At 39.8% G+C, this 25,524-nt stretch carries 29 protein-coding genes and 1 pseudogene; 2 read left to right on the top strand and 28 right to left on the bottom strand.

The genetic code is table 11. From position 1 onward, the window contains the following. Window positions 1-27: 27 nt before the first annotated feature. On the bottom strand, window positions 28-1,278 hold the full coding sequence (gene serA, locus P3L44_RS06420) for a phosphoglycerate dehydrogenase (protein ID WP_136135326.1): 1,251 nt from the start codon (window positions 1,276-1,278) through the stop codon (window positions 28-30). 444 nt (window positions 1,279-1,722) lie between these two features. Next, window positions 1,723-2,385, bottom strand: a complete 663-nt coding sequence (gene rpiA / locus P3L44_RS06415; RefSeq protein WP_140170994.1) for a ribose-5-phosphate isomerase RpiA — start codon at window positions 2,383-2,385, stop codon at window positions 1,723-1,725. A gap of 203 nt (window positions 2,386-2,588) precedes the next feature. Here rpiA and P3L44_RS06410 point away from each other — a divergent pair, with 203 nt between their 5' ends. Then, entirely contained in the window at window positions 2,589-3,500 is a 912-nt protein-coding gene (locus P3L44_RS06410; RefSeq protein WP_004261934.1) for a LysR family transcriptional regulator ArgP, read from the top strand. On the opposite strand, the gene P3L44_RS06405 is transcribed toward P3L44_RS06410, so the two are convergent. The 4 genes from P3L44_RS06405 to P3L44_RS06390 form a co-directional block, all read right to left on the bottom strand. Next, complete coding sequence (locus P3L44_RS06405) at window positions 3,497-4,231, bottom strand: oxidative stress defense protein (RefSeq protein WP_004261938.1); 735 nt, start codon at window positions 4,229-4,231, stop codon at window positions 3,497-3,499. The two genes, P3L44_RS06410 and P3L44_RS06405, sit on opposite strands and share 4 nt — an antisense overlap. 152 nt (window positions 4,232-4,383) lie before the next feature. Next, window positions 4,384-5,019: an arginine exporter ArgO gene (gene argO, locus P3L44_RS06400; RefSeq protein ID WP_140170998.1), complete on the bottom strand. Its 636-nt coding sequence runs from the start codon at window positions 5,017-5,019 to the stop codon at window positions 4,384-4,386. Between the two features lie 210 nt (window positions 5,020-5,229). Next, on the bottom strand, window positions 5,230-6,102 hold the full coding sequence (mscS, locus tag P3L44_RS06395) for a small-conductance mechanosensitive channel MscS (RefSeq protein WP_140171000.1): 873 nt from the start codon (window positions 6,100-6,102) through the stop codon (window positions 5,230-5,232). A gap of 141 nt (window positions 6,103-6,243) precedes the next feature. Then, window positions 6,244-6,609, bottom strand: coding sequence for a YacL family protein (locus tag P3L44_RS06390; protein WP_140171001.1), 366 nt, complete (start codon window positions 6,607-6,609; stop codon window positions 6,244-6,246). Between the two features lie 190 nt (window positions 6,610-6,799). On the opposite strand from P3L44_RS06390, the gene P3L44_RS06385 reads away from it, so the two are divergent. After that, window positions 6,800-7,177: a VOC family protein gene (locus P3L44_RS06385; protein ID WP_140171003.1), complete on the top strand. Its 378-nt coding sequence runs from the start codon at window positions 6,800-6,802 to the stop codon at window positions 7,175-7,177. A 61-nt stretch (window positions 7,178-7,238) separates the two neighbouring features. Here the strand turns inward: P3L44_RS06385 and acnB are convergent, their stop codons facing one another. The 22 genes and pseudogenes from acnB to pdhR form a co-directional block, all read right to left on the bottom strand. Then, window positions 7,239-9,836 carry a bifunctional aconitate hydratase 2/2-methylisocitrate dehydratase gene (gene acnB, locus P3L44_RS06380; protein WP_140171005.1) on the bottom strand — a complete coding sequence of 866 codons (2,598 nt, stop codon included), beginning with the start codon at window positions 9,834-9,836 and terminating at the stop codon, window positions 7,239-7,241. Window positions 9,837-10,277: 441 nt separating this feature from the next. Next, window positions 10,278-10,631: a VOC family protein gene (locus P3L44_RS06375; RefSeq protein ID WP_140171007.1), complete on the bottom strand. Its 354-nt coding sequence runs from the start codon at window positions 10,629-10,631 to the stop codon at window positions 10,278-10,280. Between the two features lie 129 nt (window positions 10,632-10,760). Continuing rightward, entirely contained in the window at window positions 10,761-11,045 is a 285-nt protein-coding gene (locus P3L44_RS06370; protein WP_094962985.1) for a hypothetical protein, read from the bottom strand. A gap of 74 nt (window positions 11,046-11,119) precedes the next feature. Then, window positions 11,120-11,467 carry a DUF3969 family protein gene (locus P3L44_RS06365; protein WP_102137412.1) on the bottom strand — a complete coding sequence of 116 codons (348 nt, stop codon included), beginning with the start codon at window positions 11,465-11,467 and terminating at the stop codon, window positions 11,120-11,122. 96 nt (window positions 11,468-11,563) lie between these two features. Continuing rightward, on the bottom strand, window positions 11,564-11,788 hold the full coding sequence (locus P3L44_RS06360) for a hypothetical protein (RefSeq protein WP_004261965.1): 225 nt from the start codon (window positions 11,786-11,788) through the stop codon (window positions 11,564-11,566). Between the two features lie 29 nt (window positions 11,789-11,817). After that, window positions 11,818-12,000, bottom strand: a complete 183-nt coding sequence (locus tag P3L44_RS06355) for a hypothetical protein (RefSeq protein ID WP_272662113.1) — start codon at window positions 11,998-12,000, stop codon at window positions 11,818-11,820. Between the two features lie 513 nt (window positions 12,001-12,513). Further along, entirely contained in the window at window positions 12,514-12,780 is a 267-nt protein-coding gene (locus tag P3L44_RS06350) for a hypothetical protein (RefSeq protein WP_094962982.1), read from the bottom strand. A gap of 119 nt (window positions 12,781-12,899) precedes the next feature. Then, window positions 12,900-13,262: a hypothetical protein gene (locus tag P3L44_RS06345; protein ID WP_094962981.1), complete on the bottom strand. Its 363-nt coding sequence runs from the start codon at window positions 13,260-13,262 to the stop codon at window positions 12,900-12,902. Between the two features lie 34 nt (window positions 13,263-13,296). Next, window positions 13,297-13,428, bottom strand: a complete 132-nt coding sequence (locus P3L44_RS06340) for a hypothetical protein (protein ID WP_255254425.1) — start codon at window positions 13,426-13,428, stop codon at window positions 13,297-13,299. Between the two features lie 24 nt (window positions 13,429-13,452). Further along, the gene (locus P3L44_RS06335) at window positions 13,453-13,818 is read right to left on the bottom strand and encodes a DUF596 domain-containing protein (protein WP_094962980.1); all 366 of its coding nucleotides are present in this window, start codon (window positions 13,816-13,818) and stop codon (window positions 13,453-13,455) included. A 5-nt stretch (window positions 13,819-13,823) separates the two neighbouring features. Next, window positions 13,824-14,612 (bottom strand): hypothetical protein, encoded by a 789-nt coding sequence (locus P3L44_RS06330; RefSeq protein WP_272662112.1) that lies wholly within the window; start codon window positions 14,610-14,612, stop codon window positions 13,824-13,826. 320 nt (window positions 14,613-14,932) lie between these two features. Continuing rightward, on the bottom strand, window positions 14,933-15,184 hold the full coding sequence (locus tag P3L44_RS06325) for a hypothetical protein (protein ID WP_272662111.1): 252 nt from the start codon (window positions 15,182-15,184) through the stop codon (window positions 14,933-14,935). Between the two features lie 290 nt (window positions 15,185-15,474). Continuing rightward, a pseudogene (locus P3L44_RS22105) lies at window positions 15,475-15,546 on the bottom strand (dihydrolipoamide dehydrogenase); the annotation flags it as partial. Window positions 15,547-15,680: 134 nt separating this feature from the next. Further along, window positions 15,681-15,917 carry a hypothetical protein gene (locus tag P3L44_RS06320; RefSeq protein WP_004265618.1) on the bottom strand — a complete coding sequence of 79 codons (237 nt, stop codon included), beginning with the start codon at window positions 15,915-15,917 and terminating at the stop codon, window positions 15,681-15,683. Next, window positions 15,914-16,321, bottom strand: a complete 408-nt coding sequence (locus P3L44_RS06315; protein WP_272662110.1) for a hypothetical protein — start codon at window positions 16,319-16,321, stop codon at window positions 15,914-15,916. The genes P3L44_RS06320 and P3L44_RS06315 overlap by 4 nt, the downstream gene beginning before the upstream one ends. A gap of 124 nt (window positions 16,322-16,445) precedes the next feature. Then, a complete protein-coding gene (locus P3L44_RS06310) occupies window positions 16,446-16,700 on the bottom strand; it encodes a hypothetical protein (RefSeq protein WP_004265621.1) in 255 nt (84 codons plus the stop codon). 1 nt (window position 16,701) lies between these two features. Beyond that, window positions 16,702-17,652, bottom strand: coding sequence for a hypothetical protein (locus P3L44_RS06305; RefSeq protein ID WP_272662109.1), 951 nt, complete (start codon window positions 17,650-17,652; stop codon window positions 16,702-16,704). 45 nt (window positions 17,653-17,697) lie between these two features. Next, entirely contained in the window at window positions 17,698-18,051 is a 354-nt protein-coding gene (locus tag P3L44_RS06300; protein WP_140171013.1) for a hypothetical protein, read from the bottom strand. 298 nt (window positions 18,052-18,349) lie between these two features. After that, window positions 18,350-19,777, bottom strand: a complete 1,428-nt coding sequence (gene lpdA / locus P3L44_RS06295) for a dihydrolipoyl dehydrogenase (protein WP_094961375.1) — start codon at window positions 19,775-19,777, stop codon at window positions 18,350-18,352. Between the two features lie 204 nt (window positions 19,778-19,981). Next, on the bottom strand, window positions 19,982-21,841 hold the full coding sequence (aceF, locus tag P3L44_RS06290; RefSeq protein ID WP_004261981.1) for a pyruvate dehydrogenase complex dihydrolipoyllysine-residue acetyltransferase: 1,860 nt from the start codon (window positions 21,839-21,841) through the stop codon (window positions 19,982-19,984). 13 nt (window positions 21,842-21,854) lie between these two features. Next, window positions 21,855-24,521, bottom strand: a complete 2,667-nt coding sequence (gene aceE / locus P3L44_RS06285; protein WP_004261984.1) for a pyruvate dehydrogenase (acetyl-transferring), homodimeric type — start codon at window positions 24,519-24,521, stop codon at window positions 21,855-21,857. Between the two features lie 171 nt (window positions 24,522-24,692). Beyond that, complete coding sequence (gene pdhR / locus P3L44_RS06280; RefSeq protein WP_272662108.1) at window positions 24,693-25,463, bottom strand: pyruvate dehydrogenase complex transcriptional repressor PdhR; 771 nt, start codon at window positions 25,461-25,463, stop codon at window positions 24,693-24,695. Window positions 25,464-25,524 lie beyond the last annotated feature (61 nt).

Below are 25,524 nucleotides of genomic sequence, written 5' to 3'. Positions count from 1 at the left end.
ATCATTTCACACAATTTTTAGCGTAGCTTAGAACAGTAAACGCGCACGAATGGTTCCAGGCAAATCTTTTAATTTCTGGAGTGCTTCATCTGTTTGGTTTGGCGTTTGCATTAATACATCAATAACCACATAACCTACGTTGCCTGATGTACGTAAATACTGGCCAACAACGTTAATGTTATTTTCAGTGAATACTTGGTTAATGCTGTTCAAAATACCTGGACGGTTTTCATGAATATGCAAGAAACGGTTGGTATCTTCAGTATGGACAGGCAGGGAAACTTCGGGGAAGTTAACCGCAGATAGTGTTGAACCATTATCTGAGTATTTCGCCAACTTACTAGCCACTTCTAACCCAATATTTTCTTGAGCTTCTTCTGTAGAGCCCCCAATGTGCGGCGTTAAAATCACATTATCGAACTTAATTAATTCAGAGATAAATGGGTCATTAGGGTCATTATTTGCAGCTGGCTCACTTGGGAATACGTCCACCGCAGCACCTGATAAATGCTTGCTTTCCAACGCGGCTGCCAGTGAAGGAATATCCACAACTGTTCCACGTGATGCGTTAATGAAAATAGAACCAGGCTTCATACGGTCGAATTGTTCTTTAGCAAACATATTCTTCGTACTTGGGGTCTCAGGGACATGTAAGCTAACCACATCGCTCATATTCAGAAGTTCAGTTAAAGAACGAACTTGAGTTGCATTACCTAATGGTAGTTTGTTTTCAATATCATAGAAGAAAACATTCATACCGATACCCTCAGCTAAGATCCCTAACTGAGTACCAATGTGGCCATATCCAACAATACCAAGACGCTTACCGCGTGCTTCAAAACAGCCTTTCGCTTGTTTTTCCCAAACACCACGGTGTGCTTGCATATTCGCTTCAGGAATACGACGCAGTAAAAGTAATAATTGGCCTAATACCATTTCTGCAACGGAACGTGTATTCGAAAATGGTGCGTTAAATACAGGGATACCGCGTTTTGCCGCAGCATCTAAATCAACTTGGTTGGTGCCGATACAAAAGCAACCCACTGCAACAAGTTTTTCTGCTGCTGCAAAAATTTCTTCAGTAAGATGAGTACGGGAACGGATACCTACAAAACGTGCATCTTTAATCGCTTCTTTTAATTCTTCGTCGGATAACGCACTTTTGTGATATTCAATATTGGTGTAGCCCGCAGCTTTTAAGTTATCAACCGCACTTTGGTGCACACCTTCTAGCAGTAAAAATTTAATTTTGTCTTTTTGCAAAGATACCTTAACCATTTCCCTACCCTATCGTGAACGTACTTAAGATTTATAACAGATGAACATATGTGTTTACCTAACATAGCTCAAGAGAGATGACATCCATCTACCTTGAGCTATGAAGCGTATACCAACATAGCAAAAAATAGCGCAGTAGCAATACAACCGTTTGCTTAATGGATGCTAAAAAGCGCGAAGAAAAAGAAGTTAAATGGTAGAAAATCAGGGGTGATAACACAAAATAAGGATTTTTCCTGCACAATGCCTATTTGTGTGAGATATATCACCAAAATAGCTAGATATTAAAAAAAATAAAATAAATTTCAAATTGGTGATATTAATAAAACTGGTTAATTAATTTAGCTTCTATCAAATCATAAACTAATGACAAAATACCAGTAAGACAAAAAAACCAGTGGGTATAACTCCACTGGCTTATTAAAAAATTGAATACGATATAGATTATAACTTGATGGTTTTAACGCCTTCGTTTGCAGTTCCCATCAAGACGACGTCTGCACCACGATTCGCGAATAACCCAACGGTCACAACACCTGCAATCCCATTAATGGTATTTTCTAATGCCACTGGGTCAATAATATTTAAATTATGGACATCTAAAATCACATTACCGTTATCTGTAATCACATTTTGACGGTACTCTGGCGTGCCACCCAGTTTAACCAATTCACGTGCCACATAGCTACGCGCCATTGGGATCACTTCAATAGGCAGAGGGAATTTACCTAACACATCAACTAACTTAGATTCGTCAACGATACAAACAAAGGTTTTTGCAATTGCAGAAACAATTTTTTCACGTGTTAAAGCCGCACCACCGCCTTTGATCATATTCATGTGGTGGTCAACTTCATCAGCGCCATCAACATAAACATCTAAGGAATCCACTTCATTGCAATCAAATACCGTAATACCCAATGATTTTAATTTTTGAGTTGATGCTTCTGAACTTGATACCGCACCTTCTATTTGACCTTTCATTGTTGCTAATGCATCAATGAAGTGTGAAGCTGTCGAGCCCGTTCCAACACCAACAATAGTGCCCGGTTTTACGTAATCAAGTGCTGCCCAACCTACCGCTTTTTTTAATTCGTCCTGAGTCATGCTCATGCCTTTTAAGATTTAATTGAGTCGTGATTAAGGTTATTAATAACTAGTATATACCGGACACCCAATAAGTTGCAGCTTTGTTCGCTGTATTTATGTCACGGTTCTTGGGATTTAGGCCACAACAATAATATTTTTAAGTGTTATTTGTAAAAATATGGCATAGTGCTTGGTAGAATAACAACAAGGAGATCTTTTTGATGAAGCGCCCTGACTATCGCGCATTACAAGCACTGGATGCCGTTATCCGTGAACGCGGCTTTGAGCGCGCAGCTCAAAAGCTCTGCATCACGCAATCTGCTGTGTCACAACGTATAAAGCAGTTAGAAAACCTATTTGGGCAGCCACTACTTGTGCGTACCGTTCCGCCACACCCAACTGAACAAGGGCAAAAACTGCTAGCATTGCTTCATCAAGTCGAATTGTTAGAAGAACAATGGTTAGGTGATGAAAATAGTGGTTCCACCCCTTTATTGCTCTCACTTGCCGTCAACGCCGACAGCTTGGCAACTTGGTTTCTTCCAGCCCTAAACCCTGTATTAGGCAACAGCCCTATTCGGCTAAATATTCAGGTAGAAGATGAAACCCGAACCCAAGAACGTTTAAGACGTGGTGAAGTGGTAGGCGCTATCAGTATTCAACCCCAAGCATTACCGGGTTGCTTGGTCGATAAACTTGGCGCACTAGACTATATTTTTGTCGCGTCACCTGGCTTTGCAGCGAAATATTTCCCCGATGGGGTGACTCGCTCTTCGTTATTAAAAGCGCCTGCGGTTGCTTTCGACCATTTAGACGATATGCACCAAGCCTTTGTGCAACAAAACTTTGGGTTGTCGCCCGGCAGTGTTCCATGCCATATCGTGAACTCCTCAGAGGCCTTTGTACAGTTAGCGAAACAGGGCTCTACCTGCTGTATGATCCCACATTTGCAGATAGCAAGTGAATTAGCGAATGGTGAGTTAGTTGATTTAACACCAGGGCTATGTCAGCGACGCATGCTTTATTGGCACCGCTTCGCACCTGAAAGCCGTACAATGAAAAAAGTGACTGACGCCCTATTAAAAACTGGGCGCCAGATGTTAAAACAAGAAGATGAACCCGCAAAAAACTAGCGTTTTAATTCAAATACCACATCAACTTGGTCATTAAAATCAATACTCTGTTGTTCATAAGTCTCATCAATCTTGAGGTCTTGAGCAACAGAGGCTTTCATCGCCCCACCATAATTTCTTGTTGCCATTGGATATGGCACCGCAGCTGGCGCATTATAGTTAATGCTATACACTGGGCCTAACTGAACATTAAAGCCTTTCGCTAAGAGATTAGCTTGTTCTGTCGCATTTTTAATCGCTTGAGACCGTGCTTCATCACGATACTGTTGCGGATTAGCCACACCAAACTGTACTGAGTTGATTTCATTGAGACCTGCGGCTAAAGCACCATCTAACAAGACATTAAGTTGGTCTAATTTCTTCACTTTCACTTCAACAGAACGTGTTGCCGTGTAGCCTTCGATGGTTGATTTTTGTTTCACACTACTGTAATCATATTTAGGCTGAGTTCGCACATTTGCTGCATTAATATCTTCTTTTTCAATACCGTTTTTCTTAAGAAACTCAAAATACTCCGCAACTCGCTTATCGACCCCGGCTTTCGCAGCCGCCGCATCTTTAGCAGTCACTTCCACCTGAATATTCAGCGTCGCCATATCAGGTGTCGCTTTCACTATTGCATTACCCGAAGTCGTAATGTGTGGACCATTAGGTAACGGGTCAGCCAATGACATGGTAGGAACCGCAGCACCTGCTACCATCGCAGCTAAAACTAAAGATTTTAATTTCACAGAACCTCCCAAGGCAATTATTTATCGCTAAAAAAGGGATAATTGGTAATAAACTATCCCTGAGCTCAATTTAACAGTAACACATGAAACAAAAAGTACAGTCAGAATAATGAGAAATTAAACGTTATTGCTTGTCTGTTGAAGATATATTGTTATTGAGAAAGCAAACCTAGTCCTTTAAGCCCCTGTATAGCGAGTTGAAATGCAATAAACCACATCACGCTACCGACAAAAATGTTAATAATGCGCTGTGAACGCGGTTTATTTAACACGGGTGAAAACCAAGCTGCAAGTATCGCTAACGCAAAAAACCATACAAAAGAAGCCGTTAATGCTCCAGCCGTAAACCAAGGTCTCAGCTGGCTTTCTAATTGGCCTCCCACACTACCCAATACAACGAAAGTGTCTAAATAAACATGAGGATTCAGCCAAGTGACGGCAAATAGTGTGACAATCACTTTCCATCTTGTGATAGCACGGCTTTCTGTTTGAAGTATGACCTCATCAGGGCTGAGTGCTGTCCGAAACGCACCATAGCCATACCATAGAAGAAATGCTACGCCTGCCCATGTAATCAATTGCATTAATATTTCAGACTGGCTTAATAAAGCGCTCCCACCAAAAACACCTGCGATAATTAAAACGGTATCACTTAAAGCGCATAATAATGCACTCATTAAATGAAACTGCTTCCGGCTTCCTTGTTGTAAGACAAAAGCATTCTGCGGCCCTAAAGGTAATATCATCGCTGCACCCAACAGTGCACCCTGTAAATAGATCGAAAACATGCATTAATTCCAACTTTTTATTCAATTAATATGCATGGATATTAACGAGAAAAAATCATTAGTTGAAATGATTAAGTCTAATAGGTCATAAGTATCACTTATAACTAAAAACGGCTCGGTAAGAAAAATATAGGGGTGAGAAATGAATAAGAGCCCATCGAAGACAGGCTCTTATTTTCAGTGAAACTGCTGAATATGACTTTCTAAATATTACTCTGCAGAATCTTGCTTGGTAGGCGCATTTTGTTTATGAACATGAACATCCATTTGTGGGAATGGGATACCAATATTATGTTTATCCAATGCTCGCTTAAACTCTTCTAGCAAGTCCCAATACACAGGCCATGCATCACCATTGGTGGTCCAAAAACGCACTAAATAATTTAATGACGATGGTGCCATATCATGTAAACGGATAGTAACGCCTTTAGCATGCTGAATACGGCTATCTGCGGCGACGATATCACCTAATACTTTTTTCACCACATCAATATCAGAATCGTAAGCAACACCTACAATAATATCTTGACGACGGTTAGGCTCACGACTGGTATTAATAATGTTATCGGCAATGATCTTTCCATTAGGAATAACAATAATACGGTCATCTGCGGTTCTTAGCGTAGTTGAAAATATTTGTACATTTTGTACTGTACCTTCAACGGCACCAATTGAAACATACTCCCCCGCTTTTAGTGGCCTAAATACCACCAGCAACACACCTGCGGCAAAGTTACCCAGCGAGTTTTGTAATGCTAAGCCAACAGCTAAACCGGCCGCCCCCATTACCGCAATCACAGAGGCTGTTTGTACGCCAACTTTCCCTAATACAGCAATTAAGGTGAATGCAACAATGGTATAGCGCGCTATCGCTGATAAAAAGTCACTCACTGTTGAATCAATGCCTTTCATAGTCATCACGCGATGCAAACCACGTCCGACCCATTTTGCAATCATCATCCCGACAATTAAGATAACGATAGCAGACACGATATTTACAACATACTGAACTAACAGATCTTGGTTTGCCACAAACCAATTCGTTGCTTCATTCAACGCGCCTGTAACATCATCAGTATTCATATATATTGCCCTTTAAAATCCAATTATCAAAATTAATCCCAGCCAATTAATCTTTAACTAAGCGTTTAACGGCTGGCCGTACACTGCAAATAATAGCGGTGATTTATTGAAATACAAAACAAATCACTAAATAAAATTATTTTATCTATTTTCTATAACAAAAAGACGATAATCTTTTAACATTAACAGAAAGTCATCAGTGCCGCAAAATGCAACACTTTCATTATCATAATAACTCATTCCCTCTTCCAACCCTTCAGTTTCAAATGATAATTGGTTGGCGCGGATCATCACTTCTTCATCATCAAGCAACAATGTATATTCGTGGCCAATAAGCTCCCATTGTTTTTCACTACCTTTAATTTTTTCGTAGTTTTCTTCAATAGCATCTAACAGACTAAGGTCGTTTTTAACCTCTTCATTAAGCCAATATCCAATAGCCTCATGATCCATCGAGAATTTAGCGGAGATAGCTCCGGTGATATCTTGGAAAAATTGGTAGTCCATATGCAGTCCCTCTACTCTTGCGTTATTGAACCTAGTATAACGCGAGTCAAACCGCTTTGTTGAGAGGTATTACCAACAGAAAAAATAAAATTGAGTAAAGCACCGATTTCAACACATAAGCTACGTAATTCACTTAATATTAAATAAGAAAATAATTAAAATATTCATAATTAAAACAATAGGAGCTCTAATGATCAATCGCTTAGACCATATAGTGCTAACCACAACTAACCTTGATGCCTGCATTGACTTTTACCAACGGGTGTTAAAAATGGAAGTTATTACCTTTGGTGAACAGCGTTATGCGTTATGTTTTGGACAGCAAAAAATCAATATCCACCAATATGGAAAAGAATTTGAACCCAAAGCCCACTTGCCTGTACCAGGTGCGCTCGATTTATGTTTTATTAGCGATATACCGCTGTGTGATGTGCAAAAGCATATTGAACAACAAGGTGTAAAAATTATCGAAGGGCCAGTTAATCGGACTGGTGCAACTGGAGCAATTAGATCTATTTACTTACGTGATGTCGATTTAAATTTAATCGAAATTTCTGAATATATTTAGCAAATACACCCAATTAAAAAGGCCCCTAACATTAGGAGCCTCCGTTATTAATATTACCTTATTACACCGCTGTTTGGAAAATCACGCCATCCGCTTTTTCGGTATATTGTGATAACTGGTCAAAGTTCAGGTAACGGTATGTATCCGCCGCTGTTTCATCGACCTTATCCATAAACTGCAGATATTCTGCTGGCGTTGGTAAACGACCTAACAAAGAAGCTACCGCTGCCAGTTCTGCTGATGCGAGGTAAACATTCGCACCTGTTCCTAAACGGTTAGGGAAGTTACGCGTTGAAGTGGAAACGACCGTCGCTCCGTCAGCTACACGCGCCTGGTTACCCATACACAATGAACACCCTGGAACTTCAATACGTGCACCACTCTTACCAAACACGCTGTAGTAACCTTCTTCGGTTAATTGCGCTGCGTCCATCTTAGTTGGCGGCGCAACCCATAAACGTGTTGGTAATTGGCCTTTATGAGAATCCAATAACTTACCTGCTGCACGGAAGTGGCCAATGTTTGTCATACAAGAACCGATGAAGACCTCATCAATTTTCTCGTTTTGCACATCAGACAATAAACGTGCATCATCTGGGTCATTTGGTGCACACAGAATTGGCTCTTTGATATCATTGAGGTTAATTTCAATCACTGCCGCGTATTCCGCATCTGCATCACCTTCCAGCAGTTGTGGGTCCGCTAACCAGCTTTCCATTCCTTTGATACGGCGTTCGATAGTACGGCGATCACCATAACCTTCGGCTATCATCCACTTTAATAGAACGATATTCGATTGCAGGTATTCGATAATTGGCGCTTTATCTAATTTGATAGTACAACCCGCCGCTGAACGCTCTGCTGACGCATCCGCTAATTCAAACGCTTGTTCGACTTTCAGCTCAGGTAAGCCTTCAATTTCTAAGATACGGCCAGAGAAAATGTTTTTCTTACCTTTTTTCTCTACGGTCAATAGGCCGTCTTTGATTGCATATAGTGGAATTGCATGAACGAGGTCACGTAAAGTGATACCCGGCTGCATTTCACCTTTAAAGCGAACCAATACTGACTCAGGCATATCCAGTGGCATAACACCTGTCGCCGCAGCAAATGCGACTAAACCTGAACCCGCAGGGAATGAAATACCAATTGGGAAACGCGTATGTGAGTCACCACCTGTACCAACGGTATCTGGCAGTAACATACGGTTTAACCATGAGTGGATAATACCATCTCCCGGACGAAGAGAAACACCGCCACGGTTCATGATAAAATCAGGTAAGGTATGGTGTGTTGTCACATCAACAGGTTTTGGATACGCTGCTGTATGGCAGAATGACTGCATGACTAAATCTGCTGAGAAACCAAGGCAAGCTAGGTCTTTCAGTTCATCACGGGTCATCGGCCCGGTTGTATCTTGTGAACCTACAGAGGTCATTTTTGGCTCACAATATTCGCCAGGGCGAATACCTGGGCGACCGCAAGCACGACCAACCATTTTTTGTGCTAATGAGAAACCACGATTGCTTTGTGCAACGGATTTCGCGTGACGGAATACATCTGTCGCTTCTAAGCCCAGTGATTCACGTGCTTTATTGGTTAAGCCACGGCCGATAATCAGCGGAATACGACCACCTGCACGCACTTCGTCAATCAACACATCTGTTTTTAATTCAAATGTTTCTAGCAGTTCGCCCGTTTCGTGGTTACGAACTTCACCTTTAAATGGATAGATATCAATCACATCGCCCATATTCAGTTTAGAAACATCCACTTCAATCGGTAATGCGCCCGCATCTTCCATCGTATTAAAGAAGATTGGTGCAATTTTGCCGCCTAATACCACCCCACCGCCACGTTTATTTGGCACAAATGGGATATCGTCACCCATAAACCACAGCACGGAGTTAGTGGCTGATTTACGAGAAGAACCGGTACCGACGACGTCACCCACGTAAGCTAATGGGAAGCCTTTTTTATTTAATGCATCAATTTGCTTGATTGGACCAACATTACCCGCATCGTCTGGTTCAATACCATCGCGTGCGTTTTTCAGCATTGCTAACGCGTGTAATGGGATATCTGGACGTGACCATGCATCAGGCGCTGGCGATAAGTCATCTGTGTTAGTTTCACCCGTAACTTTGAACACAGTTACGGTCATTTTTTCAGCTAACGCAGGACGCTCTTTGAACCACTCGGCATCCGCCCATGATTCAATAACTTGTTTAGCGTGAACATTTCCCGCTTTCGCTTTTTCTTCTACGTCGTAGAAGTTATCAAACATCAGTAAGGTGTGGGAAAGTGCTTTAGCGGCGATTGGCGCCAGTTTTTCGTCATCCAACGCTTCAATTAGTGCGTGAATGTTATATCCACCCTGCATAGTACCTAACAGTTCAATGGCTTTTTCAGGGGAGATAAGAGAAGAGGAAGTTTCGCCTTTAGCTATCGCGGCTAAAAATCCAGCTTTTACGTACGCTGCTTCATCAACACCAGGGGGGACGCGGTTGGTCAGCAGGTCTAACAGGAAATCTTCTTCACCTTTGGGTGGGTTTTTGAGTAACTCTACCAGTGCAGCTACTTGTGACGCATCTAATGGCTTAGGGACAATCCCTTGAGCGGCACGCTCGGCTACGTGCTTACGGTATTCTTCTAGCACGACGTTCTCCTCGCTTCTTTGTTATTTATATACCCGGCTCTCTGCACCATACTGACAAAATTATCATCCGGTGCCAGGTCAGAGGAATTTGCTCGCATAATCTCAATGGCGGTAAAATTATGCCCAGCTTCGGGCGATCAGCATAGCAGAATTTAAACGTAATGTTAATTCATTCACAAGAAAGCAACATTTAACTACTAACTTTACGCCTTAACACTTCATTACTGGCTATTTTTCAGCTTAAGATACTATTAATCATCGTAAAACGCCGAAAAAACCATACGTTTTATAATGCATTTTAAAATTTAAAGCACCCTAATTAGTGCCTTTTTTCATCAGCTATCACAAATTATATTTTTTATCGCAATTTTATTTATATTACTAATTGATAAGGTAAATCATTGCGATTGGTTTTAATTTATTTAAATGTTTTAATGGATTTTACTTCCCTTTTAAACCAATTAAATTGCCAAATGGGTCTTCAAGTTGGCACATTCGATTGTTACCATCTATTAACATTGGCCCGCGATACAGTTTTGCCCCTAGTTGAGTGAAATGCTCAAAAGCCAAATCAAAATCATCGACTTGCCAATACAATACAGTCCCTTTTTTACCCTCACTGACTTTTTTATCCGCTTGCACCACTTCTATCGTGAAGTCTCCGACATGCAGTAAGGTAAAATCAAATTCAGGCAAGTATTCTGCCTTTGCTTGTGGGAAAGCTTGCTGATACCAAGCCAATCCCGCTTGAACATCAGGTACATGAATTAAAATTGCAGTAGGTTTTAGTTCCATAGCGCTTTCTTATTGATATGTATTATTTTGTTTTATCTACACGAATGATTGAAAGTTAGTAGATGTAGATAAGGTGTAAACAATAGCCAAACCAGCGTTTGCTTACACCTTTAGTATCATCAAGTCAGATCATATTGCGTGTTTTTCTGATAAATAACGAAGAATGGCTGATATATTTTTTAAGTTATACTTTATAAGTAATTCATTTTCTTTAGCTTTACATAGCATCTCATAATCAGCTTCTAACTGCCCAATATCTAACTGAGTAGGCTCATTGTAAATATCATAAATAGATTCAGAAGGCACATTCCAATAAAAATCTGCATCTAAGTCTATATTATCCATTCCCTGTACTTTCATCTCTTTGAAAATGGCTACTATAGCCTCTTCCAGTAGACTCAGTTCTATTTTCATATTTTAACCTTTACCATTCTTAATTTCATTTATGTTCTTTTCAAATGTTTTAATTTATATTTCTAAACATTTAGTTAGTCATCAATAATATTAATTTCTTTATCAATTAACCGACCAAAATCTTCACTTTGTGAAATTACTGTGATGGTTTTCTGTATTAATTCCTCAATACTAGCTTGGAGCTGTTCTGGAATTAAACATTCAACATCGTCCAATTCGCAACCTAGGTTAATTATCCCTATTAATTTTTCATCTGAACCCATTTGTTCGAGTAGTTTAGCCAAATAAGGTTTGAAAACAAATCCTTCTGCCTCATCAATCGATATCAAATTTTTATCTAATGCAGTTAATACACCTAAAGTTAATAAGCTTATAAATTTGCTCGTCTGTTTATCACTAATACTATAATTAAGCCTAGTCACCTCTTACTCCAACCACATTTAATTTTCACATTAATGACTCTGCCACTTTGGTTCCCCCACGCTAAAAATGGAGGAACCAACCTGCTTATGCGGAAATTAAACTAAAGGTTCTAAACGTAAAAGATGATCTTTAGCTTTCTCTATCAATAATAAAAATTCACTGTAATTAAATTCTAAAAAATCCGAGTCAGGATAAATAATAATTTTTACCTCTTTCTTATCTTCAGACAGTGAAATTTCCCCCCACTGAACATCATTAAAGGAGAGCTCAGCATATAAATCATCTCGGCTTAAAGAACTTCCAACACTGTATTCCAACATAAAATCCCCCCATCAATCATTTGCAAACATTATGGCTCTCTAAAACCAATAAATTTCTTACCATCTATACTAAATCTTAATACCCGACCATCAGGTGATTTAGCATCAATCACTTCAATTCTTTTCCTATTTTCATAAATAGTTCTAGGTCTTATTATTACATTTGGATTATCTAATATTTCATCGATTAATGCTCTAGCTTCCTGATTCAATACTGAAGCTTTTTGGTTGGAATATGAGTATGCAGATCCTTCCCTACCCCCATGCTTTTGGAGCGTTCTGCCAGCATTTGTTAAACCATTGCGATTGATTTCTGATGCTGCTTGCTTTAGTTCTTCTTTAGAAGGAAGACCATTATTTTTTATAGAGAACTCATCAGGTTCCCACCCCTCCGGTCCTCCTGCCCTAGAGCCCCTACCTCTACTTTGTCTGAATTTGATAACTCTTTTCCAACATTTGGATTTTTTGCTGCTTTATCTAAATCATTTGAGCAGCTCATGCCAAAAGAGCAATCAAACGTTTCCGCTAGGCCATCACGTATTGCCTAAGGTAGCCACTCCCCCTCCAGACTGTTGATTATACGGCTAGCTGAGGGGGAGTAAAGCGGCTAAGGAGATCCCTGCACAGAACTGGACTCTCTCTTTAATTACTTTAAACTACAAAACCATCAACCCAACCATCTCTATCTAGAACTTCTTCACTAATACTAAACCCATCAGGGTAATCTATGAATCCAGGTTGATTAGATACCTTGTCTTGAGCCTTTTGAGCAAGTTCAAAACTTGAATAAATTCCAATGAATTACCTTTTCCGTATTTAGCATCTAGTAACCTTTCGGCAAATTTATTGCCATTTTCACCCACTAATAGTTTTTCTCCTTTAGCCCAACTAGGTACATCTTTAGCTCCTTCTTTACCACTAATTCCCGGTTTAGGTACCTGTGGTTTTTCTGAAAGAAGAGCTATATCGTCTAACTTAAAGGTGTCTATCAAGTCGGTGGCTATTCAGTTTAAATAAATTAAAGATGCCTTACAGGCAGTTGATTATCTGGATAATTAAGCAATTCTTTGTATATGAGAGGAACGAACTTAAACCAGCTCAGATAGAAAATTTAGGATCCCATATATTTTCCGGATTCATCTTTCCATAAAATCGCTGGCATTTCATAAAAATAGAAGTTCAAGTCGTCATCATCTTTTGCTTTAGCATTTTCAGGCCAGTGCTGTTCAAGATAATTAACAATTTCTTGACTATTAGCATTCCAATACGGAACAACTCTACCTAAAGGGTCATCTGGAGAACAAAATTTAATTACTTGCTCATCTAATAACGCTTTTATCATAGAGAAAAATATAATCCTATGTTCATAGAAAGATTTGTTTGGATTCCAACCAACGATTGAACCAAACAACCCTGATAGCCATAGCCCTTTTGCATCACTAATAATTTCATCAAAATGCACAACTTTTTCCATATTAGAGGATAACCTGTTAATTGCAGCCTCAAAACTAGCCTTCCACGACTTTAATTTCTCTATCAACCAGCCGCCCAAAGGTTTCACTTTGTGAAATTACGGTGATGCTTTTCTGTATTAACTCATCAATGCTCGCTTGGAGCCGTTCTGGAATTAAACATTCCATAGATAGAATCTGCCCTTGATGGTTCTACGTCCATTCTACTGTCCCATCTTTAAGTATCCAAACGGCTCCGCCAGGGCATTCTTCATCAAAAAACCAAAACTGATCAATTAATTGCTCTTCTGTTTCTGGAAATGCAGTATAGAAGCACTGTAATTGTTCATCTATTGAACCACTTAAAAATTTACCATACTTAGCTAATTTTAACTTTCCATCACGTAGTAACTTGTCTAAGAACCAAAAAAATATTTTTTTCCTTTCCTGAAAAGGAAAATTATCATACATAGCATGGAGCGAAGGAAGCATATCTGGCGTGAGATACGCCCATAACCCATCAAGGGCTTGGGTTTCAGCGTATTCAGCAATAGTTTTATATTCAATATTTGATATCATCTTATTTATTGCCTAAACTTGATCTCTGCGTTTCTTCCAAGACCGTTCTCTACTTGGCGTAAAGTTGGATTATTTCTTATTTGGACTGTCCAGCGAGCACCTGTTTGTGCTGCCGAACTAGATACGCTCCTAAGGGTTATCATTGTACCATCAGTTAGTTTGGCAGTATAAATACCATCTTTTACCTTAGTTAGGGGTTGAGCAGCTAATTGTTCAGCATAATTATATATCTGTTGGCCTGTTAAGTTTTGACTATCATAAATCCTCGTTGAATAACGATTTCCTCCTACACCTTGTTTAATTGTTTGACCGTCAATAGTTATAGTCTGAGAAGGCGAGTCTTTATCATAAACCCTCGCTAATTCTTCAAAATTCTTTTGTTGCTGTTCCTTATGGCGAGCATGTTCCTCATCCTCTGGCTCCCAACCATCCGGTGTACCAGAAGTACTACCACCTAATTTTGCTTTTTCTGAATTAGATAACTCCATTCCCATATTTGGATTTTTTGCTGCTTTATCTAAATCATTTGAGCAGTTCATGCCAAAAGAGCAATCAAACGTTTCAGCTAGGCCATCGCGAATATTACCTAAGGTATTTTCGACACCTTTGACTATGTTGCTGTTTGCCGTTTGTGTAGCTTGCGTATTTAAACCAACGCCATGAGATAATGTAGGAACATTCGGTGTGGGAACGGCAAATACACTACTTTGGGCTATTTTCAGCTTATTTAATTCATTTAAATTAAACTGAATTTTATCCGTGATACTTTTATGTTGTCTCTTAATTTCGAGCAATTGATTTCTAGCATCACGGTCAGCTCGCTTATTAACCGCATCTATATATAGATCTATATTATCAAAAGGAAATCTCGGTATACCGGATATATTATCGTCAAAATCCTCTGCGAGGAGCCTGTCCCTATCTTCAATTGTGCGAAATTTAAAGATTGCTGAAATTTTTAAATTTGAGGAGTCTGAAGATTGAAAATGCCATTTGTATGTACAAGGATATTTTTGTGGATCAATGATAAATTTCCAGCCAGGCGATTTTTCAATCTCCGCAATATCCTTTCTTAAGGTAATTAAATTATTTTCAATTGATATTTGTTTAGATTTTAAATCATTTTTAATTGTAGTAGATAATCTTGAAAAGCATCGATTTTGTGATTATTAACATCATCATGGATATCAGCTAGTTTTATATTATCATAAAGATTTTCATGTAAAATACTTTTTAATTTTTCATACCTCCCAGTTAAATCAATATCTTCATGAGCATTATCATAATTATTAAAACAATCATTGAAATGCGGTCTAGGGTTACTTCCCCATACCGTTATTGTACCTAGGTCTGTCACACCATCCATAAACTAACTTCCTTATTAGTTATAAAAAACAGAATAAAGAAATTAGAATTTAATATTTTTATAGTCAACTAACCGTTATCATTAATAAAGATTCGACCATTTAAAATTAAAAGCGTATTACTTATAAAATGATTAATATCTATTTTAATCAATAATAGAACAGAAACATGTGACTAATTGTTTATATTCACAAAAACAAAAAAAGCCAATGAGTTTCCACATTGGCTTCAATTCGCTTTAGTGATAAACAGCATACTAGAGATACTGTTTATCTATGCGATTAAAGAAAATTATTTTTTCTTTTTCGCTTTTGCGTTTGGTAAATCAGTAATGCTACCTTCGTAAATCTCAGCAGCCATACCGAATATTCCCTAAGGTAGCCACTACCCCTCACGTTCCAAACCAGACAGCTAATCATCCCGTTAGCTGACAGCGAGTAAGACCGTTAATTCAGATCCCTGTGTAGAGCAAGGATTTTTACTCATTCAGTAAAAATTCATTGTTTCTTTAATGTATCTCTGGCTTCAATCAATATTGAAATTAGATCATCTAAAGGCATTTTAGCTGTAAAACCGTGGGATAAATCTGAACCAAATAGTTCAATTTCTAAATTATCTACACCTTTATCTTGATTAATTTCTGCAACCCGCTCCCAATTTAATTGAACCTCTAACGTTAGATTCTCATATTCCATTGGACTTGAAAAAAATAGTTCTAATTTATTATCTTTCATTTTATTGCCTTCTTTCGGTCTAGCACAGTATTAAATGAGCCATCCGCATTATATCTAACGCCTTTTCCACTAGGCAAACGATATTCAAACGCACCACCACCTAAATCGTTTCGAACTACTTTAGGATCTTTAAAGATTTCTCGGATGAAATTTTCGGCAGCAGCATTTTTTTGCGCTGGATTACCATTTAAGGGTTCAAAAACGCCACTGGGTCTAGCTGCATGCTTGTCCCATGCTCTCACAGCTGAGGATAAGCACGATTGTAGTGTACTAAAGAAGCAGTGGTCAAAACCAGAAAGTATACAATGGGTTCCCCCCAACCGAGGTAAACCAAACCCCAGCCCACAACTCATGTTAAGCGGCAAGTGATTGAGTGAGTTTGGGTTTAAGGTGAGTAACCACATACCCTCACTCACCAAGCCGGACAGTTGATCATCCGGTTGGCTGAGAGCGAGTAAAATGATTGAGGTAAGAGACTAAAATTTGTTGGCATAGTGGCTCTTTAAATAGCCACTATGCCATTATTTTTTATAGATCTTTGTACCTATCAGGAAGGTATTTTCTATGTTCCATTGATTTCATTAAATTTTTTAGATCTGTCAAGTAATGTGATAACTCTTGTTTATTTGAACATTCCGTTTTTTCATATATTTGCTCATCAGATAAATGAGTTAAAACGTAATTTAAGCAATCTGTATAAATTACAACTTCCGATTCAGATAAACGAATATCAAATAAAGTTACATCCGCTTCTGGTATGTAATTAATTTTTAGTATATCCATCCTACCACCTCACATAATCAGAAAATTTTTCTTTAAATTCATCTAGTTTTTCATTACTAGGTCTATTCCATCGCCCATCTCTAGTACGTTGAGCCGTATTTCTATCACTATTTTTAAATGACGAGACCACTTCTCCATCAGGCTCAATTAGATGTATTCTTCCGTCATTACCTTTTACAACCCAACGACCATCATCTTGTATTAAGATATCTGAAGGCCTCGATTTTTGAACATCATTAATGACTGAACTGACTGGACGCCCCTCTTTATTTCTGATTCCCGCATGTTCACCTTGTGTAATCTTGTTTAAATAGGTGAGGTTATCTAAAGATAGAGTATCAGGAATAGATGTTCCAGGCAGTTTTTCGATCGGTTCTGGAAGCTGGTTTCCACCCGTATCAATTTTTCCTTGTTCGGGTATTTGGTTTCCGCTTGTATCCGTCCGGCCTTGCTCAGGTATTTGGTCGCCACCAGTATGAAATTTCTCAACATTTGAATTATTTGCTGCTTTATCTATATCATTTGAGCAACTCATGCCAAAAGAGCAATCAAACGTTTCCGCTAGGCCATCACGAATATTACCTAATGCCTTTTCGATACCTTTTGCAATACTGCTATCTGCTGTTTGTGTTACTTGTGAGTTTGAACCAACACCATGAGGTAATGTAGGAACATTCGGAGACGGAATAGCAAATATACTACTTTGAGTAAAGTTGAGTTTATTCAAATTCTCTGTATTAACATCAATGGCATTAATTAATCTGCTATGTAAATATTTAACAGAAGTAATACTTTCTCTTGCCGACTTATCAAGTATCTCTTCATCTCCATCTCCATATTTATAATTGTCATTCAAACTGTCTAGATAGGTATTCTCATTATACCCAATTAAAAAGCTATCTAGCTCAGCTGAGGTTTTATACTCTTTGCTGATTAATCTGCCAGATATCATTATCTCTTGTACAAAAGGGTATTTCTCTGGATTATTTAAAAACTTTCATTCATTAAATCCTTCAACTTTTTCCAAAAATAATTTTTGTTTCTCGATATGCTCTTTAATTATTTCCTTTTTAGTCTCAATATTTTCTTTTGATGATAAATCAACCTTTCCATTTTTATCTAATAAAGACTCAATATCTATAGGAGTAGCCATGTATTCACAATATGACATGTAATCCATAAAATCATTTAGAGCGTGATACCATTCAGGTGAAACGTCATGTCTATAACTTTCAAGACAACTATTATATCCTTCATAATATCCATCACCAAAATATAAAGCGGTATTATCCTCAACAGGTAATCGAGTTCCTATTACAGTCATTGAATCCACATGACTCATATTTGTCATAATCTAATTTCCTTATTAGCATTAAAATATTGCAATAAGGAAAATAAAATTTAATTTTTTTATAGTCAACTAAGTGGTATCATTCAAATAATACAAAAACTCAGAATTAAATAATAATATTAAAAAGTATTTAATTACTTAGTTAATGACTAAAAATAAGAATTAGTAGATTAAATAAAGTTCTCCCTTTATTTTTAAATAAATATAAAAAAGCCAACGTGTTTCCACATTGGCTTCAATTCGCTTTGGTGATAAACAGCATACTAGAGATACTGTTTATCTGTGCGATTAAAGAAAATTATTTTTTCTTTTTCGCTTTTGCGTTTGGTAAATCAGTAATGCTACCTTCGTAAATTTCAGCAGCCATACCGATTGATTCATACAGTGTTGGGTGAGCATGGATAGTTAATGCTAAATCTTCAGCATCACAACCCATTTCAATTGCTAGGCCGATTTCGCCCAGTAATTCACCACCGTTCACACCGACAACAGCCCCACCGATAACACGGTTAGATTGTTTGTCGAAAATCAGCTTAGTCATACCTTCGGCGCAATCAGATGCAATTGCACGGCCTGATGCTGCCCATGGGAAAGTCGCAACTTCGTAGCTGATATTTTGTTCTTTCGCTTCTTTCTCAGTTAAACCAACCCATGCAACTTCTGGCTCAGTATAAGCGATTGATGGGATCACTTTCGGGTCAAAGTAATGTTTCAGACCAGAGATAACTTCTGCGGCAACGTGCCCCTCGTGAACACCTTTGTGAGCCAACATTGGCTGGCCAACGATATCACCGATAGCGAAGATATGAGGAACGTTAGTGCGCATTTGCTTATCGACATGGATAAAGCCACGGTCATCAACTTCAACGCCAGCTTTGCCTGCATCCAAGTTTTTACCATTAGGAACACGGCCGATTGCCACTAATACAGCATCGTAACGTTGCGGCTCTGCGGAAGCTTTTTTGCCTTCCATAGAAACGTAGATACCGTCTTCTTTCGCTTCAACGGCTGTTACTTTAGTTTCTAACAGAAGATTGAATTTTTTACTGATTTGTTTGGTGAATACTTTAACCACATCTTTGTCAGCCGCTGGGATGACTTGGTCAAACATTTCAACCACATCGATTTGAGAACCCAGTGCATGATACACAGTTCCCATTTCTAAACCGATGATACCCCCACCCATAACCAGCAGACGCTCAGGAACTTCTTTCAGTTCTAATGCATCGGTTGAGTCCCAAATACGTGGGTCTTCATGTGGAATGAATGGTAATTGAATTGGACGGGAACCCGCAGCAATAATTGCGTTATCGAAATTGATAGTTGTGCTACCGTTTTCACCTTCAACAACCAGCGTGTTGGCACCTGTGAATTTACCGAAGCCGTTAACTACGTTAACTTTACGGCCTTTAGCCATACCAGCCAGACCACCCGTCAGCTGATTAATCACTTTTTCTTTCCATAAGCGAACTTTGGAAATGTCAGTTTTTGGCTCACCAAAAACGATGCCGTGTTCTGCTAAAGCTTTTGCTTCTTCGATCACTTTTGCAACATGGAGTAAAGCTTTAGAAGGAATACAACCAACGTTTAAACAAACACCACCAAGGGTTGAATAACGTTCTACTAAAACAGTTTCTAAACCTAAGTCAGCGCAACGGAAAGCCGCAGAATAGCCTGCAGGGCCTGCACCAAGCACAACGACTTGGGCTTTAATTTCAGTACTCATCATGACCTCTTTTTGTTTTGTCCAGCGGTACTGCTGAATAAACGATCTTCCACTGGAAAAGTACACACCGAGAGCAGTTTACAGAATTGTTAACACCCTGAAAAGGCTCATTTCGTGATGTAACTCCCAACCTTTCGTAGCAGCAGCAAAAAATTCTGCCTCAGCCTAAATAAAACAGACCGGCCTATTCGCCGGTCTTATTATTTACATCACTAAACGGCGAATATCGCTCATTAATTGCCCTACTAGGGTGATGAAGCGAGCTCCATCAGCACCATCGATTACACGATGGTCAAAGGACAGTGACATTGGCAGGATTAGGCGAGGAACAAATTCGCTACCATTCCAAACAGGTTTCATTGAAGAACGTGACAGTCCCATAATTGCAACTTCTGGTGCATTCACGATAGGTGCAAAACCGGTAGTTCCGATACCACCAAGGCTTGAAATCGTGAAGCAACCACCTTGCATATCAGACGCAGTCAGTTTACCTGCACGCGCTTTCTTAGAAACTTCCATCAGTTCGCGAGATAGCTCTAAAATGCCTTTTTTGTTAACGTCTTTGAAGACAGGAACAACTAAGCCATTTGGAGTATCTACGGCAATACCGATGTTAATATATTTTTTCAGGAACAGACGCTGTGCATCTTCAGAAATGGAGCTATTAAAGCGTGGCATTTCTTCCAGAGCACGAGCAACAGCTTTCATGACAAAAACTAATGGTGTGATTTTCACATCCAGTTTTTTCTTCTCAGCTTCTTTGTTTTGTTGCTTACGGAATTCTTCAACTTCAGTGGTATCCACTTCTTCCATCAGCGTAACGTGCGGGATCATTACCCAGTTACGGCTCAGGTTAGCACCAGAGATTTTTTGGATACGACCCAGTTCAACTTCTTCAACTTCACCGAATTTACTGTAATCCACTTTCGGCCATGGCAGCATACCTGGTAAACCACCACCCGCAGCTGCAGGAGCTTCCGCACGTTTTACGGCATCTTTCACGTAAGCTTGAACGTCTTCACGCAGGATACGGCCCTTACGACCTGTACCTTTAACTTTCGCTAAGTTAACACCAAATTCACGCGCTAAGCGGCGAATAACCGGTGTTGCATGGATATATGCGTCGTTTTCAACAAATTCAGTTTTGCTGTCAGTTGCTTTCGCTGGCGCTGCTTGTGCAGGAGCTGCCGCTGGAGCCGGAGCAGACGGTTGAGCTGCTGGAGCCGCTGCAGGCGCTGCACCTGCCACTTCAAAAGTCATGATCAGCGAGCCAGTTTTCACTTTATCGCCAGTCGCAATCTTGATTTCTTTAACTGTTCCAGCAAATGGCGCAGGAACTTCCATTGACGCTTTGTCACCTTCAACGGTAATGATTGATTGCTCAGCAGAAACGGTATCACCCACTTTTACCATGACTTCAGTGACTTCAACTTCATCACCACCGATATCTGGAACGTTAACATCTTTAATTGCTGATGCTGCTGGAGCCGCTGGTGCAGCAGCTTGTGCAGCTGGAGCCGCCGCAGGTGCTGCGCCTGCAACTTCAAAGACCATAATCAATGAGCCGGTTTTAACTTTATCACCGGTTGCAATTTTGATTTCTTTAACCGTTCCAGCAAATGGTGCAGGAACTTCCATTGAAGCTTTGTCACCTTCAACAGTAATTAAAGATTGCTCAGCTTCTACTTTGTCACCGACTTTAACCATAATTTCAGTAACTTCAACTTCATCGCCACCGATATCTGGAACAGCAACATCTTTAGATGCAGCTGCGCTTGGCGCTGCCGCTGGAGCTGTAGGGGCTTCTGCAGGAGCAGGCGCTGCTGCACCCGCCTCCGCTTCGAATACCATGATTAATTTGCCTGTTGTCACTTTATCGCCAACAGCAATTTTAATTTCTTTTACCACACCCGCTTGTGGAGATGGGACTTCCATAGAAGCCTTATCACCTTCAACGGTAATAAGCGATTGCTCAGCTTCTACTTTGTCGCCAACTTTAACCATCACTTCGGTGACTTCAACTTCATCAGCACCGATATCAGGCACTTGGATTTCAATAGACATTGATTTTTACCTCTTATGCCAAACGTGGGTTAACTTTATCTGGGTTGATGTTGTATTTTTTAATCGCTTCTTCAACGACTTTTACATCAATCTCACCACGTTTAGCTAATTCACCTAACGCTGCAACGATCACATAGGATGTATCCACTTCAAAGTGGTGACGCAGGTTTTCACGACTGTCTGAACGACCGAAACCATCTGTACCCAGAACACGGTAATCACTTGCAGGAACATAAGTACGAACTTGTTCTGCAAACAGTTTCATATAGTCAGTTGATGCAACTGCTGGTGCATCATTCATAACTTGAGCAATGTATGGAACACGTGGTGCTTCAGATGGGTGCAGCATGTTCCAACGCTCACAATCTTGGCCATCACGTGCCAATTCAGTGAATGAAGTCACGCTATAGACATCAGAACCGATTCCATACTCAGCAGACAAGATGTCAGCGGCTTCACGCACGTGACGCATCATTGAACCTGAACCTAACAGCTGAACTTTACCTTTGCTACCTTCAACAGAAGCCAGTTTATAGATACCTTTACGGATACCTTCTTCTACGCCTTCTGGCATTGCTGGCATGTGGTAGTTTTCATTCAGCGTCGTGATGTAGTAGTAAACGTTTTCTTGTTTCTCACCGTACATACGCTCTAAGCCGTCTTGCATGATCACCGCAACTTCGTAAGCGAAAGCTGGGTCATAAGAAATACAGTTAGGGATAGTCAGTGATTGAATATGGCTATGGCCATCTTCATGCTGTAGACCTTCACCATTCAGGGTTGTACGGCCGGAAGTACCACCAATTAAGAAACCGCGTGCTTGTTGGTCACCCGCTGCCCACATCAAGTCACCAATACGTTGGAAACCAAACATTGAGTAGTAGATATAGAATGGGATCATCGGCAAGTTGTTAGTGCTGTATGATGTCGCAGCCGCTAACCAAGAAGAACCTGCTCCCAGCTCATTGATACCTTCTTGCAGAATTTGACCTTTAGAGTCTTCTTTATAGTAAGCAACTTGCTCACGGTCTTGCGGAGTATATTGCTGGCCTTTAGGGCTATAGATACCGATTTGACGGAATAGACCTTCCATACCAAATGTACGTGCTTCATCAGCGATGATTGGTACTAAACGCTCTTTGATCGATTTGTTTTTCAACATAACGTTCAACGCACGAACGAACGCGATAGTTGTTGAAATTTCTTTAGATTGCTCTTCCAATAATTGGCTGAAATCTGCCAGTGCAGGGATATCCAGTTTTTCGTCAAAGGTTGAACGACGAGCTGGCAAATAACCACCTAACGCTTGACGGCGCTCATGCAGATATTTGTACTCTTCGGAATCTTTTTCAAACGTAATGTATGGCAGTTTTTCAATTTGCTCATCAGCAACGGGTACATTGAATTGATCACGGAAATGACGAACGCCATCCATGTTCATTTTCTTCACTTGGTGAGCAATGTTTTTACCTTCTGCAGTTTCGCCCATACCATAACCTTTGATGGTTTGCGCTAAAATAACAGTTGGTTTGCCTTTAGTTTCTTGTGCTTTTTTGAATGCAGCATACACTTTCTTCGGATCGTGACCACCACGGTTCAGTGCCCAAATTTCATCATCAGTCATATCTTTAACTAATGCTGCAGTTTCTGGGTAACGATTAAAGAAGTGTTCACGAACGTATGCACCGTCACGTGATTTAAAGGTTTGGTAGTCGCCGTCTAAGGTTTCGTTCATTAGTTGAACAAGTTTACCACTTGTATCTTTACGCAGTAATTCATCCCAACGGTCGCCCCACATAACTTTGATAACTTGCCAGCCAGCACCATTAAAGATACCTTCTAGTTCATTAACAATTTTACCATTACCTGTAACTGGTCCATCTAAACGTTGCAGGTTACAGTTGATAACAAATACTAAGTTATCTAATTTATCGCGAGTTGCGATAGTAATTGCACCTTTAGACTCTGGCTCATCCATCTCACCATCACCAAGGAATGCATATACGCGCTGAGCTGATGTATCTTTCAGTCCGCGGTTATCAAGGTATTTCAGGAATTTCGCTTGATAAATAGCATTAATTGGACCCAGACCCATTGATACCGTAGGGAACTGCCAGAAATCAGGCATTAATTTAGGGTGTGGATAAGAAGACAGACCATTTCCACCAATTTCTTGACGGAAGTTGTTCATTTGCTCTTCAGTTAAGCGGCCTTCCAAGAACGCACGTGCGTAAATACCTGGAGAGATGTGGCCTTGGAAGAAGACTAAGTCCCCGCCGTCATTGTTATTGTGCGCACGGAAGAAGTGGTTAAAGCACACTTCATATAAAGTTGCTGATGACTGGAAAGAAGCCATATGGCCACCCAGTTCTAAGTCTTTTTTGGAAGCGCGTAAAACAGTCATCACTGCGTTCCAACGAATTGCAGAGCGAATACGGCGCTCTAAATCCATGTTACCAGGGTATGCCGGCTCATCTTCAACAGCAATTGTGTTGATGTAATCAGAATGACCAGATGCACCAGCGGCAATATTAACACCGCCTTTACGCGCTTCGCTTAATACCTGTTCGATAATAAACTGAGCACGATCAACACCTTCTTCACGGATGACCGATTCAATCGCCTGTAGCCAGTCGCGAGTTTCAATCGGATCCACGTCATTTTTTAACATATCTGACATGGTGTATTCCTTATCTGTTATCTATTTTATATGTTTATGTGGAGCCTATCTTCCTGCTATTTTCCCAGTCGCTATAAAACAGCGGGAAGATAGGCCCTGATGTAGCTGCCGCTTTAACTCTCAATTAGAGTATTCACAATAATATAGACGCAGCAGTCAGGATCTATATTATCAATTCAAATCAGGATGTTGCTGTAACCGACGTAAAGAACGTTCTCTGCGAGTTTGCTCTCGACTAATATCCAACAGTAAATCTTCGATAAAGGCTAAATGGCGATGAGAAGCTTCACGTGCTTTTTCTGGTTCTCTTGCCATTATAGCGGCAAAAATTTGTGCTCGATGTTCACTAACTGCTTTATACATTTCTTTACGGGTATATAAGAACTCAAAGTTCTGACGAATATTTTGTTCTAACATCGGGATCATACAACGCAATAGATGTAGCAAAACGACGTTATGAGCAGCTTCAGTGACAATTAATTGATATTGTAATACTGCATCTGACTCTGCTTCTAATCCGCCATTTTCTTGCGCTGTCTTAATTAATTCATAGCTTTGGCGAATCCGTTCGAGATCTTCATCTGTACCACGGAGTGCCGCGTAATACGCAGCAATACCTTCAAGGGCATGACGAGTTTCAAGAAGATCGAATTGAGATTCTGGATTGCCTTCAAGTAGCTGAGCTAAAGGGTCACTAAAGCTTTGCCACATTTTCTTTTGCACGAATGTTCCGCCACCTTGGCGGCGAGATAAAAGGCCTTTCGCCTCTAATGTTTGAATTGCTTCACGCACTGATGGTCGAGATACGTCAAACTGTTTTGCAAGTTCGCGTTCAGGAGGCAGCTTTTCGCCAGGGCGTAATATCCCTTCGAAAATAAGATGTTCGAGACGCTGCTCTATTACATCTGATAACTTTGGTTGGCGAATTTTACCGTAAGCCATAATCTGCCATATTCATGAGTGAGTAATTATTGATTACGTATTACCCAGTGTTAATTGGTAA

It is taken from the genome of Providencia sp. PROV175 (genome assembly GCF_032707045.1).
Taxonomy (GTDB): domain Bacteria; phylum Pseudomonadota; class Gammaproteobacteria; order Enterobacterales; family Enterobacteriaceae; genus Providencia; species Providencia hangzhouensis.
Note: the sequence above shows the minus strand (reverse complement) of the source record. Positions and strands in the feature narration are given on the sequence as shown.